The sequence below is a fragment of the Streptomyces sp. 11-1-2 genome (genome assembly GCF_003595545.1).
Lineage (GTDB): Bacteria > Actinomycetota > Actinomycetes > Streptomycetales > Streptomycetaceae > Streptomyces > Streptomyces hygroscopicus_B.
On sequence record NZ_CP022545.1, the window covers coordinates 11,285,946 to 11,311,646 of the forward strand.

The following is a 25,701-nucleotide window of genomic DNA, read 5'->3' on the forward strand; positions in this document are numbered from 1 at the left end:
GAGCGCGCTCTCGTGGCGCACGCGTCAAGGGGGGCTACAGATCGCGCTGGTCCGCCAGCGGGCCGAACCGCTCGGCCGCTCAGCCGGCTGGGTTTTCCGCCGCGTCGTAGACGGTGGCGAGCGGCCCACCGGCCCGGCTGCGCCCCGGCGGCGGGTTTCGAGCCGCTCGAGTGAACGTACACTCGGCTCATGGGTCGCACACGTGCCGTGAGGGAGTGCCTGCAGCAGGCCACCGGTGCGCTGTGCCCGGCCGCTTCGGGTCCGGCAGCCGTCGGCTTGGCGACCGCGGCTGACGCCCGGGCGCCACAGACCGGCCGCAGCGCGTTGCACGGCCACGGCTAGCGATTCTCACGGCACCTGCCCTGGCTCGCCGCACTTCCGAGAACACCGCAGGACATCGCCTGCCGGGCTGAGCTGTCGCGTCCGGCTCTCATCGGGCATGTCCCCGCCCACCGCTCCACGTCATCACCGCAGCTTCCGGCGCTCCGTCGGTGCTGCCGCCTGGCGACGGCCGCGCGACCGGGCCGAGCCACCTTCGAAGGGATCATTGTGAAGCTGAGCGAGCTGCTGGCCGGGCACGACCACCACATTCTCCAGGGCGACCCGGAGACGACGTGGATCACCGCGGGCACGACCTTCGATGCCGGCCGGGTGACGCCGGGTTCGCTGTTCATCGCGGTGCCCGGGCACCGTGGAGGCGGTCCCGGCTCCGTCGGACCGGCCCTCGCGCGCGGCGCGGCGGCGGTACTTGTCGACGGCGGGGCACCCGATCTTCCGATGTCGGCGGCGGGTGTGTGCGCCGTGCGGGTGCCGGATACCCGGACGGCAGCCGCGGTCGTCGCCTCCCGCTATTTTGGCGAGCCGGGGCGGCAGATGGACATGGTGGCGATCACCGGCACCAACGGGAAGACGTCGGTGTCGTACATGGTCGAGTCAGTGTTGCGGCTCTCCGAGGGCGCGACGGTGGGGGTCATCGGGACGGCCGGCAGCCGGATCGGCGATGAGCCGATCTTGATGCCGAGGTCGGTACTGACCACGCCTGAGTCGCCGGATTTGCAGTACCTGCTGGGCTGTATGCGCGACCGCGGGGCCGGCAGCGTGGTGCTGGAGGCCACGTCGATGGCCCTGCTGACGCACCGGGTGGACTGCGCGTTCATCGACGTCGGGGTCTTCACCAATCTGACGCAGGATCATCTGGACGATCATGGAACGATGGAGAACTACCGGGACGCCAAGCTTCGCCTGTTCCAGGGCCGGTGCCGGCGCGCGGTGGTCAACGCCGACGATCCGGTGGGCGCCGGGATCCAGACGATGATGCCCGGCGCGGTCACCACCTACGGCATCGACACCGAGGCGGCGGACTACCGGGCCACCGAGCTCACCGTGGATGCTTCCGGCACGCGGTTCGTCCTGCACCACGACGGCCGCAAGTATCCGGCGGCGATTCCCGTACCGGGCCGGTATTCGGTGGCCAACGCGCTGGCCACCGTGGCGGCCTGCCACGCCCTGGGGCACGACCTGGGCGGCCTGGTCGCCGCGCTCGACCGGATGCCCCCGGTCCCGGGCCGGTTCGAACGCTTTCAGACCCCGCGCGGCACATCGGTGATCGTGGACTACGCCCACTCACCGGACTCCCTGGACAAGGTCCTGACCACCATCCGGGGCTTCGCCCCCGGCGGTGTCATCACCGTCTTCGGCTGTGGCGGGGACCGTGACACCACCAAGCGGGCCGAAATGGGGGAGATTGCCGGGACCCACTCCGACCTGTGCATCCTCACCTCCGACAACCCCCGCAACGAAGACCCCGAGGCGATCCTGGACCAGATCACCCCCGGTCTCACGGCAACCGGCACACCGTTCGAACGGTTCACCGACCGCCGTCGCGCGATCGCCTTCGCCCTGTCCGCCGCGGGCCCGGACGACATCGTCCTGATCGCCGGCAAAGGCAGCGAGCCGCACCAGATCGTCGGTGAAAAACTGCTCCCCTTCAGCGACATGGCAACAGTGCGCGAACTCGCCCGGGCATAGCGGAGTCCGTCCCGCGCGGGCCCGCGCGATGACGGCAGGACTGCGGGAGGCGATGGAGCGGATCGAACAGGGGCGGAAGCGTGCCGGGTCGGCGTACGTACCGGGTGCCTGGGAGCGCCGGGTGGTGCGGGATCAGCGGGTCCATCGGGGGCGGTCCATCGGGGGCGGTCCGTTGTGGGCGTGTTCGTCACCCGGCTCGTGGGCGGTGCGCTTCGCTCGACGGGTATGCCCACTGTTGTGGTCAAGATCCGCCGGGTTACAGGTCCGTCCCAGCGGGCGGCGGCCGCGAACAGGTGAGGAACGGTGGCAGGAACCGCCGTCCCGGCCAGTCGGCGGAGTGCCCCGGAGCATTGTGGCGCCCGGCGTCCGAGCCCCGTTTCCCGCGCCGGACGGCGGCGGGGGAGGGGTGCGGGAGGGGCAGCGCGGGCGGGGTGTGACCGGTGGTGGTCCGCATTGCGCCTGGCTGTGTGTGTAACAGGGATGTATCAGAGGGGCGATTGGGCGGAACGTTCGCCGGGCCGGGCGGCTCCTGCTGATCAGAAACGCTCGCTCGTACCGACGTGTACCGAGCGGCCGGCACCCCCAACCGATACTGAGGAAGAAACGATGCGCGTTCACAAGCTCACCTTCGCCGCCCTGGTCGTTGCTGCGGGCCTTTCGCTCACGGCCTGCCAGAACGACGATGACGGCTCGGGACAGAGTGACCCGTCGTCCTCCGCGTCCAGCGCGTCTTCCTCGGGCGGCGGTTCGGGCTCGGGCGGTTCGGATCAGGGCGGCGGGAAGGACTCCGCCGGGAAGGACTCCGGCGGGCAGGGCACGGCCGCCGGGACCGGCTCCAACGAGAACGGCAAGGTCGGCAAGTGCCGCACCGACGAGCTGGAGGTCACGGCGGCGGACCGCACCATCGGCGGCGACGGCGAGGGCACCGTCGCGGTGACGCTGAAGAACGGTGGCGGCCGGGACTGCACGATCTCCGGGTTCGCGGGCGTCGACCTGAAGACCAGCGAGGGGGCGCTGTCCGCGAAGCGCAGTGGTGAGCCGGCCGACCCGCACATCCTCAAGGACGGGGAGTCGACGTACTTCGGCGTCAACTACCCGATCAACGAGTCGGGCGGCTCCGGCGTCCGCGTCACGGGGCTGGTGGTGACCCCGCCGAACGAGACGAAGTCGGTCACCCTCGACTGGCCGGGCGGCGGCACGCTGCCCGTCACGGACGGCGCCGGCTCCCCGGTGAAGGTCGGCCCGATCGGGGGCATCGGTCAGGGCGGCTGACCCGCACGTCCCAGGGTGCTCGGGCTGCACCGCGCCGCTGCCCGAGCACCCGCCAGTAGGGCCTGTCCCAGCGGGCTCCGATCGCCGTCTCCGACCGCATCGCCTCACCGCGCTCGCCCACAGCGGCCTGGGAGGTTCTGAACCTATGCCCGCTCGGGTCGTTCCGGGTTCGGGACGAAGGCGGGTAGCGCGGCGAGGCTGTGGCGCACGGCCTCGCCCCCGTACTTGAACATCTGCCGCTCGTAGTCGCCGACCGCGCCGAGGAGGTCTTGGCGGCGCTCGACGGTCTCGATCAGGCAGCGGCGCAGCAGGTCGGCATCGCGCAGGGCGGTGTTCGCACCGTTGCCGCCGGTCGGGGAGGTGGCGTGGATGGCGTCTCCGAGCAGCGTGACCGGACCGGGCGCCCAGCGCTCGCGGGGCTCGACCACCCGGATGGACAGCAGGGTGCTGTTGTCCGGGTCGGCCTGCTCGATGAGCGCCTGCAGGTCCGGATGCCAGCCCTCCATCCTGGACAGCACGGCCTCCTGCGCGGTCGGGGCGCCGAGCGAGCCGTTCGGTGGCAGGAGCATGGCCCAGCGCACGTAGTCGCGGATATCGGGGAGGGTCACCTCGGGTGCCAGTTCCTCGGCCGCCTGCTTGGGCGGGGTACGGAAACGCATCGCTCCGAGCATCAGGCTCACCCCGTCCCCGGCGATCTTCGAGCCGAAGGCCGGCGACAGGGTGGCAAAGCGCTCGGTCAGCGGCGTACGGCCGATGACGAACCGGGCGCCGGTGTCGGTCGCGGTGGTGTGCGGCGAGAGCACCGCGCGGACGGCGGAGCCGACCCCGTCCGCCCCGACGAGCAGGTCGGCGGTGGTCGGGTCGCCGTGCGCGAACCGGGCTTCGACCTTGCCGTCGTCCAGTACGTCGTAGCCGGTCAGCGCGGCCCCGGTGCGCACGGTGAGTCCGGTCACCAGCAGGTGCCGCAGCACTTGCCGGTCGATCACGATCCCGGTCTTGCCGGGGCCGAGTTCGCCGATCCGGTTCAGCTGCGGGTCCAGGACCAGCCGCTCGGCATAGGCGTCACCGACGATCGCGTCCAGCAGCGGGTGCCAGCGCGGCGGCAGACAGCCGCGCAGCGCCTCGAGCCCTACCGGGCTCAGCAAGAGCCGGTAGCCCTGGAACCGCGCGGTGATCGCCGGGTCCCGCTCGTACACGTCGGCCTCGATCCCGGCACCACGCAGACCCTGTGCCAAGCACAGACCTCCCAGACCGGCTCCGACCACGGAAACTCGCATCACACACCTCCTGAACAGACTTTCCGAACCCTGCTCAGGACCTGAGCAGGGGTGCGCGAACCACGCGGATACGAACTTAGTTCTGCTGGCACGATCTAAGATCTACTTAGCGAACTTAGATCGTGTCAAGCTATAGTGATCGGTATGCCCTCCGATCCCCGGCAATGCCGAGCAGCTCGTCACGCCCAGCCCGCTGGGGAGCCCGCAGCGGCGTCACCACGCAAGAAGCCCATCACGGTCGATCGGATCACCGACGCCGCCCTGCAAGTCGTGGCCACCGAGGGCTACGACGCACTGACCATCCGTCGAGTCGCCGCGGTGCTCGGCACCGGGCCGTCGTCGCTGTACGCGCACATCGTCAGCAAAGAGGACATCGACGATCTGCTCGTCGGCCGGCTCTGCTCCGATGTCGCGCTGCCCGAACCGGACCCGGCCACGTGGCGCAAGCAGATCCTCGACGTGTACGCGCAGATCCGCGACCAGTACCTGAAATACCCCGGAGTCTCCCGTGCCGCGCTGGGCGTAGTCCCCACCAACCTCTCCACGTTGCGGGTCAGAGAAGGGCTTTTGGCGATCCTGCTCGCCGGCGGAATCGAACCGCAGAGCGCCGCCTGGGTGCTCGACGCCCTGTCCCTCTACGTCAGCGCCTACGCCCTGGAGCAGTCACTGGTCCAGCAGCGGCGGAAACACCCGGACCAGGAATGGGTCCTTGGCCGCGAGGAGCTGATCCGCCGGTTCACCGCGCTGCCGGCCGACGCGTTTCCGCAGACCCGACGCTATGCCGCTGAGCTGACCTCCGGCACCGGACACGACCGGTTCGAGTTCACCCTCGGCCTGATCATGGACAACCTCACCCAGCCCCAGCCCCAGCCCCAGCCGACACCGGCATCCGACACCGCCGGCTGAACGCCGCAACCCGAGGCGGGTCTGTACCGGTGTAACTCCCGCTCATGGAAGGAGCACCTGACGAGTGACGTGACTGCCTCGGTTGAGGCGGTTGAAGAGGTCCGGCCGTCAGGTCAGCTTCACAACTCACCCAACCCGCGCGGCTCTTCTCATGTCACGGCTCGACCGGGACGATCACCATGTCCGCCGAGGCCGTAAAGCTGCTCGGCTTGAATCGCGTCTACCGGGACCTCGAAGACGATCTCGAGCCCGTCGCGCTCGTCCCACTGCTCGCCGACGCGCGTGAAACCGAAGCCCGCAATGGTGGCCAGGGAGGCGTTGTTGTCGGGGCTGATAGCGGCTCGCACGGTCGTGATGCCGGGTTCGGCGACGGCCCTGACGAGCAGCGCCGTCAGCATGGCGCGGGCGTAGCCCTGGCGGCGGTACCCGGGCACGACGGTGTAGCCGACCTCGACCATGCCGGCCTCGTCCGGCGGTCCGTGGAACCCGGCGTAGCCGACGACAGCTTCGTCCGGCTCGGACACCGCGATCCGCGTGATCCAGGGCGCGGCGGACGGGTCCGCGGCGAGCTGGTCGGCGCGATAGCCGAAGACCCAGCGAGCCCGGTCGCAGACGAAGTATTCGTCAAGGGCGATCCCGGCCTCGGCGCTGCCGCCGGCGAGGTCACCGTCGGCAAGCGCCCGCAGCGCCTTCGCGCTGAGCTCGACGAAGCGGACACGTTTGGGGATGGGGAGAGGTTCGTTATTCATCGCGGAGATGCTCGCCCAGCACGGGAGGGCTGTCCACCGTTTTACGGTCTCGGCGGACATGGTGATCGCCAGAGGCGGGAGGTTACCAGCCGTTCGTCAGGGGGCCTCGCTCATGCGAGGCCCCACGACGGGGATCAGACGGTGAGGACAAGCTTGCCCTGGAGGTGCCCGCCGTCGAGCAGCCGGTGCGCGTCGGCGACGCCCTCGAACGGGAACGTCTCCTGCACATGGACCCGGAGCCTGCCCTGTTCGACGAGTTCGACGAGACCTCGCAGGGCGACCGGATCGGGGTCGACGGCGATGCCGCTGAAGCGCATGCCGGCCGCCTCGTACTTGGCGACGAGCTCCGAATCTCCCTCGGCGACCGCCGTCACCAAGTGACCGCCCGGGCGGAGCACTTCGAGCGACCGCTCGACGGTGTCGCCGCCGATCGTGTCGAGCACGACGTCGATGTCGCGAACCGCCTCGGCGAAGTCGACCGCCGTGTAGTCGATCACCTCGTCGGCGCCGAACCCCTCGACGAACTTCCGCTTGTTCCCGCCGGCGGTCGCGATCACGTGCGCACCGAGCGCTTTCGCGATCTGGATCGCGACGTGGCCGACCCCGCCACCACCGCCGTGGACCAGGACACGGTCGCCCTCGGTCACGCCGCCGAGGTCGACGAGGCCCTGCCACGCCGTCAGCCCGACGACCGGCAGCGCCGCCGCCTCGACGTGCGAGAGCGACGCCGGCTTGCGGACCAGGTGCAACGCCGGCGCCGCCACGACCTCGGCGTACGCGCTCGCCGCCCGCGGGAACAGCGGCATCCCGAACACCTCGTCGCCAGGCCTGAACCGATACGTCAGCGACCCCTCCTCGACCACGCCGCTGATGTCCCAGCCGAGGACGAACGGCGGCCGACCGAGCATCGGGGGGAACTCACCGGCGCGCAGGAGCGCCTCCAGCGGGTTCAGCCCGATCGCCTTGACGCGGACGAGAACCTCGGTCGGGAGTGGCTGGGGCTCGGGCGCGTCCACGATGGTGAGCACCTCGGGACCGCCGAGCGACTGCTGGGTAATGACTCGCATGACTCTCCTGGCTTTGGAGGGGGGGAGAGAACTCAGACTAGGTTTCTGATAGGAACCAGCAGGTACCTTTGGAGCCATGAGCGGTTTCGGTCCCGGTGATCCCTTTCTCGCCGACTGTCCGGCGCGTCTGACGGTCGAGCTGATCGCCGACAAGTGGACGGCGGTCGTGCTCTACGGCCTCAGCAAAGGCCCGGTGCGCCATGGCGAGCTGATCGACCTGATCGGCGGCATCTCCCGCAAGATGCTCACCCAGACGCTCCGACGGCTCCAGGCGCACGGACTCATCCGCCGCCACGCCTACGCCGAGGTGCCGCCCCGCGTCGAGTACGAGCTCACCCCGCTCGGGGCGACGCTGATCGATCCGATCCACATGCTGACCGAGTGGGCGAGGGCGAACGGCGACGCGGTGCTCGATGCGCTCGACGCCGACGCCGATCCCGAGCCGGTCGCCCATAGCGACTGAGGCCCCCGCCAGGGCACTGAGTACCCTCTCGGCCGCTACTCGGTATCGGCCCGGCCGCGCTCGGTCCGTCGGCTCTCGATGCGTTGGACGATCTGCCCTATCGGGGTGGTGGTCCTGGCCACGACCACGAGCGTCTCACCGGTCTCACCCCAAGTGCGCGGTGCACGAGGTCAAGCGCGTGGTCCACGGCGGACGCGACATCTCCGTCGGCGCCCGAACGCAGCCAGGTGCGCAGTCCGTAGCTGTGCGTGGCGAGGACGCTCGCGGCGACGGTGTACGCGCGCAGCTCGCCGTCCGGCGTGGCGGCGAAGCGGCGCTTGAGGTAGGCGGCCAGTGCGCGCTCGTACCGCCACACGACCTGCTTACGAGGCTGTGAGCGAAGTTCCCGGCTCACGCGGGGTCGTCGCCGACGTGGGTAGGGCCTGGAGTCTCAGGTGATGTCGCCACCCAGATGGCAGCTTCATGCAACGGGAACCGGCACAGGGAGCTGATCGTCATGCAGAGCATGCCTTCTGCTCTCATTCTTGGTTTCGACCCGCACGCGGTGCCTGGTATGGACGGGGACGCCATGCGCGCGGTCCTGGACAAGGAACTGGCCCGTTTTGGCGAACATGCCGTCGATGCTTCCGTGACGCTGATCGCGCCGGACGAATCAGCCGAGCCCATGGTGGTCGCGGCGCTGTCCGAACGAGACTGGGACGTCGTCGTCATCGGGGGTGGGATACGCAAGCCCGAACCTCTGCTGACGTTCTTCGAGCAGGTCGTGAACCTGGTCCGGCAGCATGCACCGGGGGCCGCTATCGCGTTCAACACCAGCATCGGCGACAGCGTCGAGGCAGCCAGGCGGTGGCTATGAGACCCAGCCCGGCAAAGATCAACTGGGATGGATAGAAGTCGGGCGTGACGTGGAGGGGAGGCGGCCGAGCGGGGCTTCGCCGTCCCCGACCGGCCCGGGGTGCGGCTGCGCACGCCGGCAGACGTGTTCGCCTACGCCGCCGCCGAGAACGTCACCTTGCGGATCGACGGCACCGAGACCCAGGTCCGCCGTCCCAAGGTCCACCGGCCTGGCCGGTGCGCGTTCGTCTCCGGCAGGAAGAAGCAGAACACCATGAAGACCACCACCATCAGAGACTCCCTGGGCCGCACCCTGTGGTCCGGGGCCGACCGGCCCGGCCGCATGCATGACCAGACCGGGATGCGCACCGAGGGCATCGCCGAGCAGCTCCGCCTGCACTCGCAGATGAAGGCGGAGATCGACGAGGGCTACCGAGGGCTGGCCAACGAGTTCCCCGACCAGGTCAGCGCCCCGCCGAAGAAACCGAAGGAGGATGCCCAACTCGGCGAGCAGTGCGGCTGGCGCGAGATGCGACGCCGTCAGGGGATGGTTACTGACGGGCTGCTGAGAGTCGGCCGTCGAAGGTGATGTCGAAAGTGTTCAGCGCGGTCTTCCATCGCAGGTCCCGCGGGCCTGGACCACCCGACGGATGCGGGAGTTGACCGGACTTCCTGCCCCAGGCATCGGCCAAGCTACAAGCCCGAGCATCACCCCGTCCAACCCTTTCCCAGCCACGTGATCACGACTCCAAGCGGGCCCGCGCGGTTGCGGGGCGAATCCGGCGTGGCGGCCTGGCCGGTCGCGGTCGACGGTCTGTTCCTGGCTGCCCCGAGGCGGACCGGATCTCGGAAGGCGCTGGGCGCTGCGCCTGTGGCCGCGTTCGAATTCCCACGCCCACGCCTGGGAAGGCCAAGCGGCCGTGCCGGGAACAGCCGATCCGGCAGGTATGTTGCATCGACCGAGGGACCGGCGTCGCACGGGTGGGAACAAGGTCATCCGCCCCGACTGGATCCGGGCCCCGGGATCGCGGAATGCCCGCCGCGCACTCGGACCAAGACGTATTTCTGCAGGAGGACTTTTTCATGACTGACCGGCCCTTGACGCTCATGGCAGTGCATGCCCACCCCGACGACGAGGCCACCGGAACCGGAGGGGTCCTCGCGCAGTACGCGGCGGAAGGCATCCGCACGGTTCTCGTGACGTGTACCGACGGCGGTTGCGGTGACGGACCGGGGGGTGTCAAGCCGGGCGATCCCGGGCACGATCCGGCGGCCGTCGCCTTGATGCGCCGTAAAGAACTTGAGGCGAGCTGTGACGTCCTGAAGGTCAGCGATCTGGAGATGCTGGACTATGCCGACTCCGGGATGACGGGCTGGCCGAGCAACGACGCCCCCGGATCCTTCTGGCAGACCCCCGTGGAGGTAGGCGCCGCCCGACTCGCGGAACTCATGCGGCACTACCGACCCGATGTGGTCGTCACCTATGACGAGAACGGCTTCTACGGCCACCCCGACCACATCCAGGCCCACCGCATCACGATGGCTGCGCTGGAGATGACCGCGCTGACACCGAAGGTGTACTGGACGACGATGCCCCGCTCGATGATGCAGCGGTTCGGGGAGACCATGCGCGAGTTCCATGAGGACATGCCGGAGCCGGATCCTGCAGAGGCCGCCGCGATGGCCGAGATCGGCCTCCCCGACGATGAGATCACCACGTGGGTGGACACCACCGCGTTCAGCGGTCAGAAGTTCGACGCGCTGGCCGCGCACGCCAGTCAGGGCGAGAACATCTTCTTCCTCAAGATGGGCAAGGAGAGGTTCGGCGAGTTGATGGGCATGGAGACCTTCGTACGTGTCCAGGACGCCACCGGCGCGTCCGTACCGGAGAACGATCTCTTCGCCGGACTGCGCTGATCCGACCGTCCGACCGGGGCCTGGGAAAGCTCATCGGCCCCTGCGCCAGGCCCTGTCGGGCAGCGGGAGCGGGTGAATCCGGCCGGTCAGCGCTGGAAGCACTCCTCGCGTCTGTTGGCCGCCCGGCCGGCTCCGCTTCCTCCAGGGCGTGGCGCCGTCGTTCCTGAGATCCGCTGGGACGGCGCGGGCGAGATGACAGAGGCGAGAGCGAACACCCCACGGCGCTTCGGGCAGGGTGACCTTCTGGATGGACTCGTTGCGGCCGTGGGTGCAGGCGAAGGTGTCCTCCCACAGCGTGACGTCCTCCTCGGTGCTGCCCAAGGCCCGCGGTAAGAGTGCATCGCTCGGCGGTGGGGGCATAGTTTGAGGTGTCCACGACCTGGGAGGGGGCCCGATGAGGCGTACGGAAGCGGCCAAGCAGTTGGGGAGATTCGTGCGGGAGCACCGTACCGATGGCACGCGACGCCTGCGGCAGGCTGGTATCTGGCTGATGGCCGGGGCTGTGGGCACGGCCTTCGGGGTGCCGGTGGCGATCGCGTCGGTGGGCACCACCGAGGGGGCCCCGGCGCTGGCGGGGATACTGCTCGGGGTCGGCCTGGTGGGGTGGGGTCTGGGGATCTGGCGCCTGGTGCAGGCGTTCCGTACCCGGGAGCAGTGCTTCGACATTCATGAGCGGGGGTTCACCCACCGGGTGGCGGGCACCGCCACCGTGATCCCCTGGGAGGACGTCGCGCAGGTGAGTACCGCCGGCGGTGACGGCCGGCCGCTCGCCGACGCCCGGGGCATGGGCTCTACGTGCGAAATCCGGCTGCACAGCGGACGCCGGATCCGCGTCGATGCCTTCACCGAGGACCTCCGGGGCCTGGCGGCGGTCGTCCATCGTGCGGTTCACCTCGGGCAGTTCCCCCAGGGCCGGGGACGCTGACCGGACCCGGCTGCCGCGTCCCGGCCGACGCAAGGGTGCGCCCTGGTGCGGTCGATGGGCGGCTTGTCGGCGGAGGCCGCGAGCTCCTGGTCCTCGACGAGCCGCCGCGGCCGGTTGCCCTGCCGCTGGGCCGAGACGAGCGGGATGATGGAACAACAACCTCGACCGTGGTGATTCTGCCGTCCTACGGTCGCGACGGCGGTCAGGACTTCGACCACCCGCGCCGTTCCGCCCGAGATCAACAACGCCCCGTTCCGCGCCGGCGACCTGACCTTGCCCGACGACGAGCGTCTCGCTGCCCGTGCCCAGACCGCTGCCCGGGCTGGGGCGGGCCCGGTGGCGAAGCCGTCAAGGGAGACCGGGATGTCAGCGATGATTCGAGTCATGCCGGGGCAGAACGGCGCAAGCCGAGCGCTTCGCGGCCGGCGTAGCGGGCCTGGGTGCCCAGTTCCTCCTCGATGCGCACGAGCTGGTTGTACTTGGCGGTGCGGTCGGCGCGGGAGAGCGAACCCGTCTTGATCTGGCCGCAGCCGGTGGCGACAGCGAGGTCCGCGATGGTGGTGTCCTCGGTCTCGCCGGAGCGATGGGACATGACGACGGTGTAGCCGGCACGGTGGGCGGTGATCGCATGACCACCGAGCTGAGCGGCGTCGACCTCGCACGGCAGGCCCTGGTCGCCGCCTGCGAGCAGGCGGCGAAGAACAGCGCCACCCGCAAGAGAAGCCGAAGCGGCGTACCGGCCAGGTCGTACGACGGGACGGCCGCGAGCCGCTCGGACCCGGCACCGCGATCACCCTGATGATCACGGAGCGCGGCATGGTCACCCCGGTCGTCGGCGGCGGCGTCCTCGTCCGGTTCGACGACATCCGCGTCGCGGTTGTGCCCGAGCCGGCCGGGCACGCACGCGTGGTCGCGTTCGACGCGGACACCGGCCGCATGGATGTCGTCCCCAACGCCCCGGGCTACGGCACCAAGCTGCGCTGGAGCGTGCCGAAGCTGATCGCGGCGGCCAACACGGAGGCGCTGGGGTGGGTCTCCGTTGGGCGGGGTGGTGGTCTGCCCGCGTTCTCATGCGGGCGGGTGTGCCTCAGGCGGCGAAACGCTTCGTGAGGAGTTTGCCTTGCTGGGCGGCCTGTTCGTGTGCGGTGGACAGGGCCGTCTCGTGGAGCGGGATGAGGTCGGCCATCGCGGGGACGTGGGGGGCGTGGGTGAGCTCGGGCAGGATGATGCGCAGGTCCAGGCCGAGCATCCGGTTGAGGATGGTTTCGAGGGACGGTACGAGGTGGTCCATGCCGTGGTTGGGGGTCCCGGGTCCGAAGCTGCCGCCCCGGGCGGTGATCACGGTGGCGGGGCGGCCGGCGGTGGGCGGAGTGGCGCCGATGGCCAGGGTTCGGCCGAAGACCATGATCTGGTCCAGCCATGCCTTGAACACCGAGGGCATCGTCAGGTTGTACAGCGGGATGGTGAACAGGTAGGCGCTCGCGCCGAGGAACTCCTCGATGAGTTCGTCCTGGACGGCCTGCGCCTTGGCCTGCTCCGGGGTGTGCTGGGCGGGGTCGGTGCTGCGGGCGGTGATGCTCTCGGCGGTGAGGTGCGGGACCGGTGCCAGGCCGAGGTCGCGGTGGATGACGGGGCCGGTGAAGGAGGCACGGAAGGACCGGGCGACCTTGCGGGAGACGGATCCGTCGCCGGGAGTGGCCGAGGAATCGATGTGGAGGAGGTACGACATGTCTGTGTGGTCTCTTTCGGTTTCGGTGTGTGTCAGGACGGACGGGCAGGCGCGTCGGCACCCGGTGCGACGCGCCTGCGGACCGCGCGGCTCTCGGGCCCGCGGACGGGGTGCGGGCCGCGGGGGAGTGCCTCAGGAAATCGCGCGGGGTGCCGGCTTCCCGGCCGGGAAGCGGCCGGACACGGGGTGCCGAAGGTGATGAGCGGCGTACGGGGGCGCCCCGACGGAGCCGGGGCGGTTGTTTCCTGTCCGCTGCGGCAGGTGGACGCTCAGCGAGCTGCCGTGCCGGGTGCGTCAGCGGCCTTGCGCAGCGCGGACAGGAAGGTATCGACCGGCTGCGCGCCGGAGAGGCCGTACGTGCGGTTCAGGACGAAGAACGGCACTCCGCTCGCGCCGAGCGCCTGAGCCTCGCGGGTGTCCTCCAGGACGTCGGCAGCGTAGGCGTCACCGGCGAGAACCTTGCGTGCCTCGTCGGCCGGGATCCCGACCTCGTTCCCCAGCCGGACGAGGGTCTCGACGTCATCGACGACCTCGCCCTCGATCAGGTGGGCGCGCATCAGCCGCTCGTGCGTCTGGGAGCCGAGGCCGTGGGCACGGCCCAGCTGATTGAGGCGGTGGGCATCGAAGGTGTTGACGAGGACGGCCCGGTCGAAGTCGTAGGCGAGCCCTTCTGCCGCCCCCAGCTCCGCAAGCTGCCCGGTCATCGCACGGACCTGCGCCGGCGAGCCGCCCGTCTTCCTGGCAAGGGCGTCGTACACGGGCTCCCGCACGCCTTCACGGTGAGCGGGGTCGAGCTGGAAGCTGCGCCACACCACCTCGACCTCGTCAGCGTGCCCGAACTCGTCGAGTGCCTTGTCCAGCCGGCGCTTGCCGATGTAGCACCACGGGCACACGACGTCCGACCACACCTCGATCCGCAACCGCTGCTGCCCGCTCACAGCAGGCACACCCCGTCCGAGCAGACGGGAGCGTCGTCGGCCCCGACGACGACCAGGGCAGGGGTAGGGGCCGGTTCCTCGTCGGACGGCGCTGGACCGGGCTGCGCCCCGGGCCCGGGGGCTTCATCCATTGAGGTGCTCACGGAATCCTCCTTGGGTTACTTATTGTGCGTAACCTCAGTCTGCGGCAGCATGGGAGGAACCGGAAGGAGGCACTTTGATGTCAGTCACGAACATGAATGTGCCCGAGACGATCAAGCCGACCGACGACTGCGCCGTCCGTGAGGTGCTCGACCTGGTCGGCGACAAGTGGAGCGTGCTGATCGTCGTCCTCCTCGGCCGGCGCACACACCGCTTTTCCGAGCTGCACCGCGCCATCGAAGGGATCAGCCAGCGCATGCTCACCCTGACCCTGCGCGCGCTGGCCCGCGACGGCCTCGTCACCCGCACCCCGCACGCGACCGTCCCGCCCCGGGTCGACTACGAGCTGACCGACCTCGGCCGGACCCTGCTGACCCCCCTCACGGCGCTGGACACCTGGGCCAACACCCACCGCGAAGAGATCCGGGCCGCCCGCCGACGCCACGACCAAGCCTCCTGAAGCGTGCCGTGGAAGCGTGCGTCCGGCCAGGACGGCACGCGGCAGTCGCAGTGTCAAGGCTGGCCCCGCTGCGCCTGCGGCGCCCCTGCGATCCCGGCAAAGGAGACGCCTGCCGGGCCTGTTGTGGCGGATAAGGAGCGCGGCGCGTCATCAGTACCTGGGGTGCCGCGATGCGGCTCGACCGGACCGCGCCGGTCCGTTGAGGCAAAGAGCGTCTGTTCTTCTGCAGGTTCCCGCCTGTCAGGGGCGGACTGGACGGCGGAACCAGTGACCGGACTGCCGCTGGAACAGCAGGATCACGATGGTGACACCAACCGCGCACAGGACCAGCCCGACAGGTTGCCCCTGCCCCATGGTGCCGAACCCGATGAAGAGCATCAGCGAAGCGAGGAAGATCGCCGTACCCCGTGAGTTGGGCTTCCGCTTGGGAAAGCGCAGAGCGCAGATCAGGCCCAGGAACGCCGGGAGGGACGTTACGGATATCGAGCCGGCCGCCTCCGCGTCGCCCCTCACGATGGCGAGCACCATGGAGACCAGGCCGAACCCGCCCATTACGAAGAACAGCACCTGCGCGGCCCGGACCTGCCCCGGCATCGCCATCGGCTGGAGGTGGTGGTAGCCGCCCGGGACACCGGGGCCGTTCGGATACGGCTGATAGGGCGGCTGCGCCTGATACGGGGCGGGGCCGTACCCAGCGGGTCCCGCTTGACCAGCGTCGTTCCATCCTGGCGGTTGTTGACTGGACATGATCAGGACCCTACCAGCGTCTCCAAGAACGCACTGATGTGCGGCAATTACCCCTCTGGGCGGTCAAGACGGCGCGTCATACCTGGGGCCGGGCACCCCCGACGTCCACTGAACAGGTCAACGGCTATCCGCTCCTCGACGAGGAGACCGTTACCGCCTCCAGCGAGGACGAAGAGCCGGACGAGGACTCCAGCGGAGCGGGATGAGACGGGGCGCCGCTGGGCCGCCCCATACCTCCACGCCCCCACCCCGGACGCGCCCGCCCCGGACGCCACGACGCTCCGGTGCCCGGACCATCCGGAGGCGCGTCTCATCCGGCTCCTCGGACAGGCGTGGACCTGCCCCAATGCCTCCGCCCTGGACGGCAACCGGACTCCTGACTCACGGACGGCGCGCACGCCTCCACGACACCGCGGCCGGCTCATCTCGGCGGGCACCCGACACACTGTGCTGGTGCACCCCGACAACGCCACCGACCTCCAGCCCCTGCCCAACTGGGAGAACAGCAACGGGTGCTGCGGACCGACAGGCGACGAAGGGCTCAACCGAGCCTGCCCCTGCGGCGCTCCGGTCGCGACCCTCGCAGCCGACTGCTTCGGGCCCTACGAACTGCACCTCGACCCCGTCCGGACGTGCGCGTTCTCCCAGTAGGAACTCCTAACGAAATGATCTGCGAGGTGGTTGGACCGCCCCTGGACTGGTGATCTGGGGCTGCGGGGTGGCGCGATTGAAGCTGCGGGAGTCTACCGGCGATTGAGCAGGCGGCTATGTGTCAGCCCTGCTGTCGTACGCCCGCTGGCAGTTCTGGATTTCCTCGCCGTGCTCGACAGTCCAGCTGTAAAGGTGCCCGAAAGGTTCGCGCAGGGACTCACCCAGCGCCGTGAGCGAGTACTCGACGCCGACCGGTGAGGTCGGCAGTACTTTTCGCTGAATCATGCCGTTCCGCTCAAGACGGCGCAGTGTCTGAGTGAGGACACGCTGCGTCACACCTTCCAAGCGGCGCTTCAGCTCGTTGAACCGCATGGGCCGCTCCAGCAGCGCCATGATCATCATCGACCACTTGTCCGCTATCTGGTCGAGGATCGGCCGGCTGGGGCAGTCCGCCCGGAAAACGATGCGTGTTCCCGCGTCAACGCCGTGCGGGTCGGTATCCCTCATGATCCTTGGTTCTCCCAGAGTGCGTTCTTGACGGTCCCAGCGGCGTCGCCGACGGTAGGTATGCATTGCAAACCTACATATCTATCGGTAACTGATGGAGAACCTCTTGACCACCAATGTCTACTCAACCCTGCATGTGAGCATCGAAGACGGCGTCGCCCGGATCGTCTTCGATAATCCGCCGGTGAACGTGCTCGACGCGACGATGATGCGCGAGCTCCGCACGGCGCTGGACACCTTGAGGGGCGATTCATCGGTCCGGGTGATCGTCTTCTCCAGCGCCGACCCGGAGTTCTTCCTCGCTCATGTGGACATGCGGATCGGGGAGAGGATGGACGTTCTGGAGCAGCTCGCTGCGTCGGCGCCGGCGGACGTCAATGTGTTCCAGGCCATAGGCGAGCTCCTCCGCCATCAGCCTCAGGTGACCATCGTGAAGCTCGCCGGGAAGACCCGTGGAGGCGGGGCGGAATTCGTAGCAGCGGCGGACATGGCATTCGCCGCAGCCGAGACCGCCGGAATCGGCCAGATCGAAGCGCTCATGGGCATCGTCCCCGGCGGAGGCGGAACGCAGTACCTCCGTGACCGCGTGGGCCGCAACCGTGCACTGGAGGTGGTGCTCACCGCAGACCTGTTTGATGCCGAGACCGCAGCGTCTTACGGCTGGATCAACCGGGCTCTGCCGGCCGGCCAACTCGATGAGTACGTCGACCGTATCGCCCGCAATATCGCTGCCCTGCCCGATGGTGTCATCGAAGCGGCCAAGCGCGCACTGCCTGCCGAACACATCACGGACGGACTCCTCCGCGAGAACGAGGCGTGGGCCACTCAGATCGCTTTGCCTGCCGTTCAGCAGTTGATGGGCCGAGGGCTGCGCAACGGGGCGCAGACACCGGCAGGCGAACGCGGCCTCGAGGAACTGATGCGCAGTGCCGCGCGCCCAATGAGCCAGACCCAGTAGCTGAGGCCGGGACGGCCGTGCGGGCCGGTGGCGCGATCCCGCGGCTCCCTGGAGTGGTCGCTGCTGGAGCGTCCAGAGAGAACTCCTATCTCACGGAGTAATCGCCACTGGCGGTGTGCGGGCCGTCTCTGCGGGACAGCAACCTGCAACGCGAAGAATCAAACCGTTCTGTGCCGCTCTCTGACCCTGTTACTTGCCTGGACGGGGCTGTCGGCCCCCGTAGCCTCCGCTGCCTCCCCCGCCCCGTCGATAAAATCGGTGGTGTTGCAGCCGTGGTTCACCAACGAGACCACGCGCACGCTGACCCTGGCGGGCTTCAACGCCAATCCGGGCTGCTTTCAGCCCAATCCTCCCCAGCAGATTCCGCCCGGCGGGCGAGTGACGTGGTTCGTCAACTGCGGCCCCCAGCACATCGAGGGCTACGTCACCTACACCGTTGACGGCAGCGGGGCGTCGGCCCAGGAGAGGTCAGTCCCGGGCCGTCGGCCGCAGTCGGTCACCGGACTGCCGCTGTCCCTCAACGGAATTCCCGGGGGCAGGTGGTGTGAGCTGCTTCCGGGAGGGTGCGGGTGATCCGGTCGCGCATCGGCCGTAGCTCCTGGCCTTGGTAGGTGTCGGGAATCTGGCCTTTGCGCCGGGGGACGAGGAGCAGGAGGTGGTCTCCGGCGGCGTATGCCTCGGCGGGGTCCGCGACGGCGGGGTCGGCGAGGTCGAACCGTGCCGTGGCGGGCCCGGTGCTGGGCTTGAACCACCGGTCCACGGAGACCGTCACCTGTACCCGGCCCTGTCCGGTGGGGCGCACCGAGGTGAGGTCACCCTCCACTACGGCGTTCGCGCAGGCGAGAGCCTCTGGGAAGGTCTGTCCTCGGCCTGCGGTGTCGGGCTCGGTTCCGGAGCCGCCGTCGGCGATGACCATCACTGTCACGACGATGGCGGCGGCGCAGGCGACTGCCGCTACGGCGATTGCCGCCCGGACACGCCGCTGTCCGCGCGAGGGGCGGGCCGACGCCGCGCGGTCTGCCGGCGCCGTGGTGGGGTCCGGGCGCCCGGCCTCCTCCGCGATCAGCGCAAACGCCTGTCGCAGCCGGGTCTCCTCAGTCTCGGTCGGTTCGGTCACTGTGGATCACCTCCGTCTCGCGTAGCCGGGTGCGCAGCGCGGCCACGGCCGTGTGCAGGCGGCTTTTGACCGTGCCTTCGGGGATGTCGAGCAGCCGGGCGATGTCACGCACCGGAAGATCGGCGTAGTAGCGCAACGTGAGAATCTGACGCTGGTGAGGGGGCAGGGAGCCGAGTCCGTCCGCCACCGCGAGGGCCAGCGCGCGGTCCTCTTCGGCGTGTTCCGCGGCGGGCCGCTGCGCCCAGCGGGCGGCGAGTCGGGCACGCAGCCCGTCGTCGCGCGCACCGGCCCGGTGCCAGTCCGCGGCGACGCGGGCGGCGACGACGCTGCTCCACGCGGAGGTGTCGCGGACCGCCGCGCGATCCGGGTCGGCGCTTTGCTCCAGCAGCCTCAGCCGTACCTCCTGCACCCCGTCGTCGAGGTCGCCCCACGGCACGCCGCCCAGGGCCAGGATCGCGCGCACACGCGAGACATCCACGTCGGTCTTGTCGGGCGTGTGGGTGTCGGGTGTGTGTCTGTTGGGCCCGTGAGGGTCAGCGGCGTCCGCGCGGCGCCCGATACGGCGTAACGTGCGTCGGCGTCCGGTCATGGGTTCCCTCCCTGTCCCTCCTAGGACGGAGGAGAATCGGGAAACGTTCGGCTGTGCCGGGCGATGAGCGGCCCGCGATTGTCCGGGACAACCGGCGAACAACTGGCGGCAGTTGTGCAGCCGTACCAGCCCGCCATCGCGGCGCGGCGGTACGGTGCGCATCGATCTGCGTGAACGCACCCGGCCAGTCCGACTCGGGCGACTTCGTCGTCGCTGCCCGCACGAACTGTGGCCACATGCTGGCAGTGGAGCTGGCGGACGTCTCCGGCAAGGGCACGGCCGACTTCGATGCCGCTTGCGGCCAGCGCCACAGCGGTATTTCGTGTGCCACGAACCTCGGGCTCATCACTCATATGCTGGGCGAATGTCCGCTGTGCCCGCCGCTGAGCCGTCACCGTCCGCTGCCGAGGTGCTGCGGCAGCGCTACAAGCGAAGGCTTCCCGTCGCGCTCGGCGAGTTGGCCGGGCCGACGCACGGCTCCGTACAGCTGCCGCTGCATGTGGCGTGGTCGGGTCTGACGCGGTTCGATCTCGACCGGCCGCGGTCGCGGATGACCATGTACCGCACCGTGCTGGCCGAAGGGCAGCGCGGTGACCTGATCGTCCTGCTGGACCGGGACCTCCTGGTCGCCCAGTGGCCCGTCCTGCGCACACTGATCAGCCGGGCCATCCGCGACGTATGGGAAGAGGCTTTCCCCGAGCTGGCGTCGGCTCGCCCGGCAGCCGCGGCGTGAACCTCAGCGACCTTCACCGCCGGCTCCTCTCCGACGTCCTGGCCATTGGCACCCCGTACCCTTTGGGCATCACCGGCGGGTACGCCGTCCAGGCCCACGGCCTGGTCGACCGGCTCAGCCAGGACCTCGACGTCGCCACGGAAAACCCCGCACCCATGGCGGAGATCACCCGCACCCTCATCGCCGGGCTGGCCGAGCGCGGCTGGCAGGTGACAGAGGTGGGCGTGGACCCGCTCTCCGGCCGCCTCGTGGTCACGGACCCCGCCAGCGGTGAGCAGTGCGAGGTCGACATCCTCAAGGAGGCCCTCTGGCGCCCGCCCACGGTTACCGAGTACGGCCCCGTCCTCCCCCTGGACGACGTCATCGGCACGAAGGTCCGCGCCCTGGGCGGCGTCCAGGAGGCCGAAGGCCGGGGTGTGGCCCTTGTGGTGGGAGCAGGAACGGACCGGAGAACCGGTGTTGCTGTCCGAACCTGTATGCGCCGGCGCCGGATGGTCTGGTTCAGGTGAGGCCGTCGATGAGCATGAAGGCGGCCACGGCCAGCAGCACGACGGCGAAGGTACGTTGCAGCAGGGTGCCGGTGACCTTGGCAGCCAGGCCTTTGCCGTCCCTGACGCCGAGGATTGCCGTGCCCGTGAAGGGGCCGACCACCGCCCAGTCGATGCCGGCGGTGGTGGCGCCGCGTGTGGCCAGGGAGGCCATGGAGTTCGCCGAGATGACCAGCAGGCTGGTGCCGACGGCGGCCTGCATCTCGAATGCGAGCACGGTGACCAGGGCGGGGACGGCGAGGAAGCCTCCGCCGACCCCGAGGAGCCCGGTCAGCGCACCCAGCCCCGCGCCGGTGCCGACGGCCTTCGCGGGTTGCACCACAGGCGTCTGACGGGTGCTCGCCTGGCTGGGACGCAGCATTTTGACGGCGGTGAGTGCGGCGATGGCGGCGAACGTGGCGGTCAATACCGGTTGGGGCAGGCGGGAGGCGGCGGCTCCGGCCGCGGCGGCGGGCAGGAGTCCGGCCGCGGCGAACAGGGCGCCGGCCCTCCAGCGGACGTTGCCGGTGCGGGCGTGGGCGTACAGGGCGGTGAGCGAGGTGGCGGTGACGATGATCAGGCTGGCGGTGGTGGCGGCGGCCGGGGTGAAGCCGAGCAGGTAGATCAGCGCGGGCACCGCCAGGACGCTGCCGCCCCCGCCGAGGGCGCCGAGGGCGATTCCGACCACGGCCCCGGAGATCAGGGCCAAGATCAGCGCGCTCATGCTATGGCACCGCTGCTGCCGCCTTCGCCGGTGACCGGCAGGCCCTGGCGTGCCCAGGCGGCCATGCCGCCGGTGACGTCGGTGGCCTCGACGCCCCGTCCGGCCAGCAGCTTGGCTGCCTGCTGGGAGCGGTGACCGGAGCGGCAGATCGTGACCACCGGCTTGCCCTGCGTGGAGACTGGCAGGGAAGCGCCCGTGATCAGGCGGGAAAGCGGCAGGTGCAGCGCGCCGGGCGCGTGCCCGGCCTTCCACTCCGGTGTTTCGCGGACATCCAGCAGCACGGCCTGGCCGTCGCTGGTCTGCTGGTGGGCCTGCTGGGGGGTGAGGCGGACGGGGCCGCGGTGAAGTTGCGGGAACATCGTCTGATCTCTTTCGTGCAGGTGGTGCGGGATAGGGCGGGTCAGTCGGTGCCGTCGGGGCGGGTGAGGATCAGTCCCGCCTCGGTGGCGGCGTCGAAGCCGTCGTCGATGGCGACCACGTCGCGGCCGGCGGCGTCCAGCAGGGAGGCGGCGATCGCCGCGCGCATGCCGGCGGCGCAGTGCACCCACACGGTCCCGGCCGGTACCTCGCCGATGCGGCCGTGCAGCTCGTGGATCGGGATGTGGACCGAGCCGTCGATGAAGCCGCCCGCGCGCTCGGAGTCCCGGCGCACGTCCAGGACGACCACGTCGTCACCGCGCTCACGGGCATCGGCGAGATCGGCGAAGCGGGCGCGGAGGAAGGAAGCGAGCTGCTCGCCCGCGCGGACCCAGGTGCCCGGGTCGCCGGTGGCGGCGGCGGCCGGGCGGTCGATGCCTACCCGGGTCAGTTCTCGCTGTGCGTCGGTGATCTGCTCAGGGGTGTCGGCGAGCAGGGTGACGGGTTTGCCCCACGGGATCAGCCAGGCCAGGTAGGTGGCGAGCTTCCCCTCGCCCTCAAAGTTGAACGACCCGGCCACGTGCCCCTCGGCGAAGGCCATGCTGCTGCGCAGGTCCACCACCCACTCACCGGCGGCCAGCCGGGAAGCGATCTCCTCGGCGTCCGCACGCCCCGGCGGGGTGAGGTCGACCGGCGCGGGCCCCGCGGCGTTGGCCGGGCCCATGTGCGTGTAGTAGGCGGGCACGTCGTCCAGCCCGGCGAGTATCTGCGCGACGAAGGTGTCCACGTCCAGGACCAGCGCGTCGTTGGTGGCGCGTTCCTGGCCGATCGTGGTCGCGTCCCCCTCGGCCGGTGAGGAGGAGCAGAAGCTGCCGAAGCCGTGGGTGGGCAGCACCGGCACCTCGTCGTCCAGCTCATCGGCCAGGCGGTGGGCGGAGGCATGCTGGGCACGGGCCAGTTGCTCGGTCAGCCGCGGCTCGACCAGATCGGGGCGGCCCACCGTGCCGATCAGCAGCGATCCGCCGGTGAACGCCGCCACACCGCGCCCGTCCTCAGTAAGGACGTAGGAGGTGTGGTGCGGGGTGTGCCCGGGGGTGGCGAGCGCGCGCAGCACCAGACCCTCGTCCACCGTCACGGTGTCGCCGTCGGCCACCGGGGTGCGGGCGAAGGACACGTGCGCTGCGGCCGGCACCAGGTAGCGGGCCCCGGTCACCCGGGCCAGCTCCAGGCCGCCGGTGACGTAGTCGTTGTGCACGTGGGTCTCGGCAACGAAAGCAATGCGCACCCCTCGCCGGGCCGCCGCGGCGATGACCTGATCGATGTCACGCGGCGGATCGATGACCACCGCCGAACGGGGTCCGCCGGACAGGTAGCTGCGGTTGCCCAGGCCCTCGAATTCCAGGATGTCGACGAAGAACACGACTATGACTCCTCTTGAACGGTGTACCCCGGGGGGTATTCCAAGGCGAAAAGCGCCCCTTGTCGGGTATCGCCTCACCCAACTCGGGTACTCGGCGGGGTCTCGCGGGTGCAAAAGATGGGGATCTTCGCCGTGTAGCAGGCGACGATGCCAACGGCTGAGGAAACAGCCCGCTCTTCGAGCCGGCGCTTGCTCACCGCCTTCCCGCCCGGACGTCGGACCGGCGTACCGGATCCGGCCTCTTGCCCTCGAGGAGCTGTTCAGTGGAGGCCCGCCGTCGGCGATGGAAGGCCGACTGATGCTCGGCGAACGATGTCATGGGCGACGTCAGGAATCTGTGCCACGGTCAACGGGCGTGACCGCGCGGCCCGGTGGACACTTCGACCGGGAGCGCGCGAGGTGCGTTTGCCACAAGCGGCGCTGCCGCCTGTCATCGGGTCGGCACAGACGAGGTTGCGGTCTCCTCGCACAAGGCAGGGCCCGGGCCGGTGCTGCTTCCGGGGCCCTGCCTCAGCGGATCGCTTGGCGGGAGCGGTCGCGATCAGCGCTGTTCGGGCGAGCCGGACGACGGCATGGATTCGTTGAGCGGTACGACGTTGAAGTATTCCTCGATGCGGTCGATGAGGCCGCCGTCGAACCGGAAGTACATCGCCGCGTGTACGTCACTGCGGGACCCGTCGGTCCTGGTCAGGTGGAGTACTTGCTGCTGGAGCACTTCGTCGCCGTCCTGGAACTGCCGCACGATGTCGTACCGAAGTGTCTCGACGTCGGCGGCCAACTGCTTCAGCAGTCCCATGTTCTCGTCGATCGGCTGGTCACCGCTTCCGTCGTTGTGCCACACGGTGGCGGTGTCGGTGCACAGGGATCGCATCGTGGCGTAGTCCCGCACCTCCCACTGCCGGAGGTAGTGCACCGCTGCTGCGCGAAGATCCTGGTCGGGTGTCATCGTTCTTTCCTTTCGGGGTGCGCCGGTTGCGGCGGATGTCAGACGGCGGGGCCGGTCGTGGTGCCGACGGCCGCTCCTTCTTCGAAGACGGGGGCGCGTTCGCCCGCTTCGATGCGTAGGAGGAGGTGGTTCTCCCGGGGCGGCAGGGGGCAGGGGAAGGCCGCCGAGAACATGTGGTGGGGAACGACGGCCCGGTTGAAGTCGATACGGGCCGTACCCGTGGCGTCCTTGGGCCGGGGCAGGATCAGCCACCGGCCCATGCCGGGCGTGTCCGTGCCGCTGGTGCAGTCGGTGAACGTGATCAGCAGAGTGTCGCCGCCCCCGCCGAACGCCCGGAGCGTGTGCCGCTGACCTCGCAGATCGAAGACGAAGTCACCCGGGGCCGGGAGGGTGTCCCGCGTACTCGGGCTGGTCAGCCGGGTCACTTCCAGGAGGCGCCCGGCATCCGCCGGACGGTACTCCGCCGCGACGGTCCAGGCCGGGTCCCACGGCCACGCCTCGATCCCGCGCAGGCCGACGAGGGTGGGCGCGGCCGGATCCCACACGACCAGGACATGGGCTCCCCGCAGCTCCTCGATGGTGCCGCGCCGCCCGCCGGGGAAGGACAGGCGGCTGGCGCTGGTCAGTTCCACCGCGCCGTCGACGGCCTGGTCATCGACGGAGACGCCCTCCGCGCGGGCCGCGGTCAGCGTCAGGCTCCCCGAGAAGCCGGTGGACGTCCACCGGCCCGGAACCTCGGGGACTTCCTGACCCGGTTCCGTGATCAGCCGATAGGCGATGCGGCCCGCCTTCCCGTCCGGGCCCGCCATCTCCTCCCACCGGCTCCGACGCCACTTGTCGTACCCGGTCAACGCGTCGTCGTCACCATCGAAGCAATCGCTGGACACGGTGCTCTCCTCTGTAGGTGGCGGTCACCCGCGACCGCCGTCAGGACTTACCGCCGGCCGGGAACCTCGACCGGTGCGACGGCCGGTCGATGGTTTGGATGGTGCGCTCGCCTCGAGAACACAAGCAAAGCTGTTTGCTGTAACGGCAAATGCGAGAAAGGCGCCGAGCTGGTGACCGCGCTCTGACATCACCCTGGAGAACACGATCTCCGCCGCGCGATGTGCTGAAGGGAACCTCAGGCGGAACATCTCGCCCCACTGGGGGACGGCTGCCAAGTGCTCGGCTGGACGAGCGCTTCATGTCGACCTTCCGGCCGTTCCAGACGCGCACGTGCACGCGAGTCTGCTGCACGCCGCCGTCCCGCTGGGTCAAACTTGCCGACTCGGCAAGTTCTGCTGCCTCATCGGCCAGGGCGAGTGAACATGCCTGATATGAACACAAACCAGTCCGTGGTAGTGATCGTCATCGGCGGTGGTGCCGCCGGTCTGTCCGGGGCATTGACCCTGGCCCGAGCGCGCCGCTCCGTGATGGTGATCGACTCGGGGGAGCCGCGCAACGCGCCTGCTTTCGGCGTGCATGGATTCCTCTCACGCGACGGCATACCGCCTCACGATCTCGTCGCTCGTGGGCAGGAGGAGGCGGCCCGCTACGGCGGCAGCGTGGTGCCCGGTCGTGTGGTCTCGGCCGAGCACGTCGACGGCCTGTTCGAGGTCATGACGGCCCGCCGTCGCCTCGAAATGCGGCCGCGTGGCGTCATGGCAACGCGGCGAGATGGCGCGCCAGGCGTCGCGGGGCAGCGGGAATGTGTCAGCCAGGTCGTGGGGCCTTGGG

At 69.8% G+C, this 25,701-nt stretch carries 32 protein-coding genes and 3 pseudogenes; 18 read left to right on the forward strand and 17 right to left on the reverse strand.

The features are described 5' to 3' along the window. Nucleotides 1-189: 189 nt before the first annotated feature. From CGL27_RS50555 to CGL27_RS47865, 3 genes are all read left to right on the forward strand, one after another. Nucleotides 190-342: a hypothetical protein gene (locus CGL27_RS50555; protein ID WP_162953233.1), complete on the forward strand. Its 153-nt coding sequence runs from the start codon at nucleotides 190-192 to the stop codon at nucleotides 340-342. A 207-nt stretch (nucleotides 343-549) separates the two neighbouring features. After that, on the forward strand, nucleotides 550-2,028 hold the full coding sequence (locus tag CGL27_RS47860; RefSeq protein ID WP_078646436.1) for a UDP-N-acetylmuramoyl-L-alanyl-D-glutamate--2,6-diaminopimelate ligase: 1,479 nt from the start codon (nucleotides 550-552) through the stop codon (nucleotides 2,026-2,028). 606 nt (nucleotides 2,029-2,634) lie between these two features. After that, entirely contained in the window at nucleotides 2,635-3,300 is a 666-nt protein-coding gene (locus CGL27_RS47865; RefSeq protein WP_078646437.1) for a DUF4232 domain-containing protein, read from the forward strand. 143 nt (nucleotides 3,301-3,443) lie between these two features. Here the strand turns inward: CGL27_RS47865 and CGL27_RS47870 are convergent, their stop codons facing one another. Further along, complete coding sequence (locus CGL27_RS47870; RefSeq protein WP_119993990.1) at nucleotides 3,444-4,577, reverse strand: NAD(P)/FAD-dependent oxidoreductase; 1,134 nt, start codon at nucleotides 4,575-4,577, stop codon at nucleotides 3,444-3,446. A gap of 144 nt (nucleotides 4,578-4,721) precedes the next feature. On the opposite strand from CGL27_RS47870, the gene CGL27_RS47875 reads away from it, so the two are divergent. Beyond that, nucleotides 4,722-5,483, forward strand: a complete 762-nt coding sequence (locus tag CGL27_RS47875; protein ID WP_119993991.1) for a TetR/AcrR family transcriptional regulator — start codon at nucleotides 4,722-4,724, stop codon at nucleotides 5,481-5,483. A gap of 149 nt (nucleotides 5,484-5,632) precedes the next feature. Here CGL27_RS47875 and CGL27_RS47880 read toward each other — a convergent pair whose 3' ends face one another. Both CGL27_RS47880 and CGL27_RS47885 read right to left on the reverse strand, forming a co-directional pair. Beyond that, complete coding sequence (locus CGL27_RS47880; protein ID WP_346345776.1) at nucleotides 5,633-6,292, reverse strand: GNAT family N-acetyltransferase; 660 nt, start codon at nucleotides 6,290-6,292, stop codon at nucleotides 5,633-5,635. 74 nt (nucleotides 6,293-6,366) lie between these two features. Beyond that, nucleotides 6,367-7,299, reverse strand: a complete 933-nt coding sequence (locus CGL27_RS47885) for an NADP-dependent oxidoreductase (RefSeq protein WP_119993993.1) — start codon at nucleotides 7,297-7,299, stop codon at nucleotides 6,367-6,369. Nucleotides 7,300-7,375: 76 nt separating this feature from the next. Here CGL27_RS47885 and CGL27_RS47890 point away from each other — a divergent pair, with 76 nt between their 5' ends. Next, the gene (locus CGL27_RS47890; RefSeq protein ID WP_078646442.1) at nucleotides 7,376-7,762 is read left to right on the forward strand and encodes a helix-turn-helix domain-containing protein; all 387 of its coding nucleotides are present in this window, start codon (nucleotides 7,376-7,378) and stop codon (nucleotides 7,760-7,762) included. Between the two features lie 97 nt (nucleotides 7,763-7,859). Here the strand turns inward: CGL27_RS47890 and CGL27_RS47895 are convergent, their stop codons facing one another. Next, on the reverse strand, nucleotides 7,860-8,156 hold the full coding sequence (locus CGL27_RS47895; protein ID WP_162953234.1) for a hypothetical protein: 297 nt from the start codon (nucleotides 8,154-8,156) through the stop codon (nucleotides 7,860-7,862). 111 nt (nucleotides 8,157-8,267) lie between these two features. Between CGL27_RS47895 and CGL27_RS47900 the strand changes: the two genes are divergently transcribed. The 4 genes from CGL27_RS47900 (at nucleotide 8,268) to CGL27_RS47915 (ending at nucleotide 11,438) form a co-directional block, all read left to right on the forward strand. After that, nucleotides 8,268-8,618 carry a hypothetical protein gene (locus CGL27_RS47900; protein ID WP_119994897.1) on the forward strand — a complete coding sequence of 117 codons (351 nt, stop codon included), beginning with the start codon at nucleotides 8,268-8,270 and terminating at the stop codon, nucleotides 8,616-8,618. 99 nt (nucleotides 8,619-8,717) lie between these two features. Then, nucleotides 8,718-9,185 carry a transposase family protein gene (locus tag CGL27_RS47905; protein WP_205587870.1) on the forward strand — a complete coding sequence of 156 codons (468 nt, stop codon included), beginning with the start codon at nucleotides 8,718-8,720 and terminating at the stop codon, nucleotides 9,183-9,185. 494 nt (nucleotides 9,186-9,679) lie between these two features. Continuing rightward, the gene (locus tag CGL27_RS47910; protein WP_119994898.1) at nucleotides 9,680-10,513 is read left to right on the forward strand and encodes a PIG-L family deacetylase; all 834 of its coding nucleotides are present in this window, start codon (nucleotides 9,680-9,682) and stop codon (nucleotides 10,511-10,513) included. A gap of 394 nt (nucleotides 10,514-10,907) precedes the next feature. Then, a complete protein-coding gene (locus tag CGL27_RS47915; RefSeq protein WP_078646444.1) occupies nucleotides 10,908-11,438 on the forward strand; it encodes a hypothetical protein in 531 nt (176 codons plus the stop codon). A 382-nt stretch (nucleotides 11,439-11,820) separates the two neighbouring features. On the opposite strand, the pseudogene eno reads toward CGL27_RS47915, so the two are convergent. Further along, nucleotides 11,821-12,060, reverse strand: a pseudogene (gene eno, locus CGL27_RS47920) (phosphopyruvate hydratase); the annotation flags it as partial. A gap of 6 nt (nucleotides 12,061-12,066) precedes the next feature. Between eno and CGL27_RS51250 the strand changes: the two are divergent. After that, nucleotides 12,067-12,237 carry a hypothetical protein gene (locus CGL27_RS51250; protein WP_205587871.1) on the forward strand — a complete coding sequence of 57 codons (171 nt, stop codon included), beginning with the start codon at nucleotides 12,067-12,069 and terminating at the stop codon, nucleotides 12,235-12,237. After that, nucleotides 12,237-12,548, forward strand: a complete 312-nt coding sequence (locus CGL27_RS51255; RefSeq protein WP_205587872.1) for a hypothetical protein — start codon at nucleotides 12,237-12,239, stop codon at nucleotides 12,546-12,548. Before CGL27_RS51250 ends, CGL27_RS51255 begins: the two co-directional genes overlap by 1 nt. On the opposite strand, the gene CGL27_RS47930 is transcribed toward CGL27_RS51255, so the two are convergent. The 3 genes from CGL27_RS47930 to CGL27_RS50560 form a co-directional block, all read right to left on the reverse strand. Beyond that, nucleotides 12,526-13,167 carry an NAD(P)H-dependent oxidoreductase gene (locus tag CGL27_RS47930; protein ID WP_119993995.1) on the reverse strand — a complete coding sequence of 214 codons (642 nt, stop codon included), beginning with the start codon at nucleotides 13,165-13,167 and terminating at the stop codon, nucleotides 12,526-12,528. The genes CGL27_RS51255 and CGL27_RS47930 overlap by 23 nt on opposite strands. 269 nt (nucleotides 13,168-13,436) lie before the next feature. Continuing rightward, complete coding sequence (locus tag CGL27_RS47935; protein ID WP_119993996.1) at nucleotides 13,437-14,105, reverse strand: DsbA family oxidoreductase; 669 nt, start codon at nucleotides 14,103-14,105, stop codon at nucleotides 13,437-13,439. Next, nucleotides 14,102-14,248, reverse strand: a complete 147-nt coding sequence (locus tag CGL27_RS50560; protein WP_159037936.1) for a hypothetical protein — start codon at nucleotides 14,246-14,248, stop codon at nucleotides 14,102-14,104. Before CGL27_RS50560 ends, CGL27_RS47935 begins: the two co-directional genes overlap by 4 nt. Nucleotides 14,249-14,325: 77 nt before the next feature. On the opposite strand from CGL27_RS50560, the gene CGL27_RS47940 reads away from it, so the two are divergent. Beyond that, nucleotides 14,326-14,706 (forward strand): helix-turn-helix domain-containing protein, encoded by a 381-nt coding sequence (locus CGL27_RS47940; RefSeq protein WP_119993997.1) that lies wholly within the window; start codon nucleotides 14,326-14,328, stop codon nucleotides 14,704-14,706. A 240-nt stretch (nucleotides 14,707-14,946) separates the two neighbouring features. Here the strand turns inward: CGL27_RS47940 and CGL27_RS47945 are convergent, their stop codons facing one another. Beyond that, nucleotides 14,947-15,453 carry a hypothetical protein gene (locus tag CGL27_RS47945; RefSeq protein WP_162953235.1) on the reverse strand — a complete coding sequence of 169 codons (507 nt, stop codon included), beginning with the start codon at nucleotides 15,451-15,453 and terminating at the stop codon, nucleotides 14,947-14,949. 38 nt (nucleotides 15,454-15,491) lie between these two features. Between CGL27_RS47945 and CGL27_RS50565 the strand changes: the two genes are divergently transcribed. Together CGL27_RS50565 and CGL27_RS47950 are read left to right on the forward strand one after the other, a co-directional pair. Then, a complete protein-coding gene (locus CGL27_RS50565; RefSeq protein WP_159037938.1) occupies nucleotides 15,492-15,659 on the forward strand; it encodes a hypothetical protein in 168 nt (55 codons plus the stop codon). Between the two features lie 247 nt (nucleotides 15,660-15,906). Continuing rightward, nucleotides 15,907-16,104 (forward strand): hypothetical protein, encoded by a 198-nt coding sequence (locus CGL27_RS47950; protein WP_240450894.1) that lies wholly within the window; start codon nucleotides 15,907-15,909, stop codon nucleotides 16,102-16,104. Between the two features lie 114 nt (nucleotides 16,105-16,218). On the opposite strand, the gene CGL27_RS47955 is transcribed toward CGL27_RS47950, so the two are convergent. Beyond that, nucleotides 16,219-16,611 carry a helix-turn-helix domain-containing protein gene (locus tag CGL27_RS47955; protein ID WP_119993999.1) on the reverse strand — a complete coding sequence of 131 codons (393 nt, stop codon included), beginning with the start codon at nucleotides 16,609-16,611 and terminating at the stop codon, nucleotides 16,219-16,221. Between the two features lie 106 nt (nucleotides 16,612-16,717). Here CGL27_RS47955 and CGL27_RS47960 point away from each other — a divergent pair, with 106 nt between their 5' ends. Then, nucleotides 16,718-17,569, forward strand: a complete 852-nt coding sequence (locus CGL27_RS47960) for an enoyl-CoA hydratase/isomerase family protein (RefSeq protein WP_119994000.1) — start codon at nucleotides 16,718-16,720, stop codon at nucleotides 17,567-17,569. A gap of 517 nt (nucleotides 17,570-18,086) precedes the next feature. Here CGL27_RS47960 and CGL27_RS47965 read toward each other — a convergent pair. Beyond that, a complete protein-coding gene (locus CGL27_RS47965) occupies nucleotides 18,087-18,686 on the reverse strand; it encodes a hypothetical protein (RefSeq protein ID WP_119994001.1) in 600 nt (199 codons plus the stop codon). After that, a complete protein-coding gene (locus CGL27_RS47970; RefSeq protein WP_119994002.1) occupies nucleotides 18,664-19,275 on the reverse strand; it encodes a sigma-70 family RNA polymerase sigma factor in 612 nt (203 codons plus the stop codon). The genes CGL27_RS47965 and CGL27_RS47970 overlap by 23 nt, the downstream gene beginning before the upstream one ends. Before the next feature lie 364 nt (nucleotides 19,276-19,639). Between CGL27_RS47970 and CGL27_RS47975 the strand changes: the two genes are divergently transcribed. Both CGL27_RS47975 and CGL27_RS47980 read left to right on the forward strand, forming a co-directional pair. Beyond that, entirely contained in the window at nucleotides 19,640-20,008 is a 369-nt protein-coding gene (locus tag CGL27_RS47975) for a hypothetical protein (protein WP_119994003.1), read from the forward strand. Further along, nucleotides 20,005-20,394 (forward strand): annotated as a pseudogene (locus tag CGL27_RS47980) (hypothetical protein); the annotation flags it as partial. The gene CGL27_RS47975 and the pseudogene CGL27_RS47980, both read left to right, overlap by 4 nt. A 115-nt stretch (nucleotides 20,395-20,509) precedes the next feature. Here the strand turns inward: CGL27_RS47980 and CGL27_RS47985 are convergent. The 5 genes from CGL27_RS47985 to CGL27_RS48005 all read right to left on the reverse strand — a co-directional run bounded on the left by CGL27_RS47985 (nucleotide 20,510) and on the right by CGL27_RS48005 (nucleotide 24,869). Then, the gene (locus tag CGL27_RS47985; protein WP_119994004.1) at nucleotides 20,510-21,259 is read right to left on the reverse strand and encodes a sulfite exporter TauE/SafE family protein; all 750 of its coding nucleotides are present in this window, start codon (nucleotides 21,257-21,259) and stop codon (nucleotides 20,510-20,512) included. Beyond that, the gene (locus CGL27_RS47990) at nucleotides 21,256-21,618 is read right to left on the reverse strand and encodes a rhodanese-like domain-containing protein (protein WP_119994005.1); all 363 of its coding nucleotides are present in this window, start codon (nucleotides 21,616-21,618) and stop codon (nucleotides 21,256-21,258) included. Before CGL27_RS47990 ends, CGL27_RS47985 begins: the two co-directional genes overlap by 4 nt. Before the next feature lie 41 nt (nucleotides 21,619-21,659). Then, nucleotides 21,660-23,036 (reverse strand): MBL fold metallo-hydrolase, encoded by a 1,377-nt coding sequence (locus tag CGL27_RS47995; RefSeq protein ID WP_119994006.1) that lies wholly within the window; start codon nucleotides 23,034-23,036, stop codon nucleotides 21,660-21,662. Between the two features lie 541 nt (nucleotides 23,037-23,577). Continuing rightward, the gene (locus CGL27_RS48000; RefSeq protein ID WP_119994007.1) at nucleotides 23,578-23,982 is read right to left on the reverse strand and encodes a nuclear transport factor 2 family protein; all 405 of its coding nucleotides are present in this window, start codon (nucleotides 23,980-23,982) and stop codon (nucleotides 23,578-23,580) included. A 38-nt stretch (nucleotides 23,983-24,020) separates the two neighbouring features. Continuing rightward, nucleotides 24,021-24,869, reverse strand: a complete 849-nt coding sequence (locus CGL27_RS48005; RefSeq protein WP_119994008.1) for a DUF1684 domain-containing protein — start codon at nucleotides 24,867-24,869, stop codon at nucleotides 24,021-24,023. Between the two features lie 423 nt (nucleotides 24,870-25,292). On the opposite strand from CGL27_RS48005, the pseudogene CGL27_RS52805 reads away from it, so the two are divergent. After that, nucleotides 25,293-25,553, forward strand: a pseudogene (locus CGL27_RS52805) (FAD-binding protein); the annotation flags it as partial. Nucleotides 25,554-25,701: the final 148 nt, after the last annotated feature.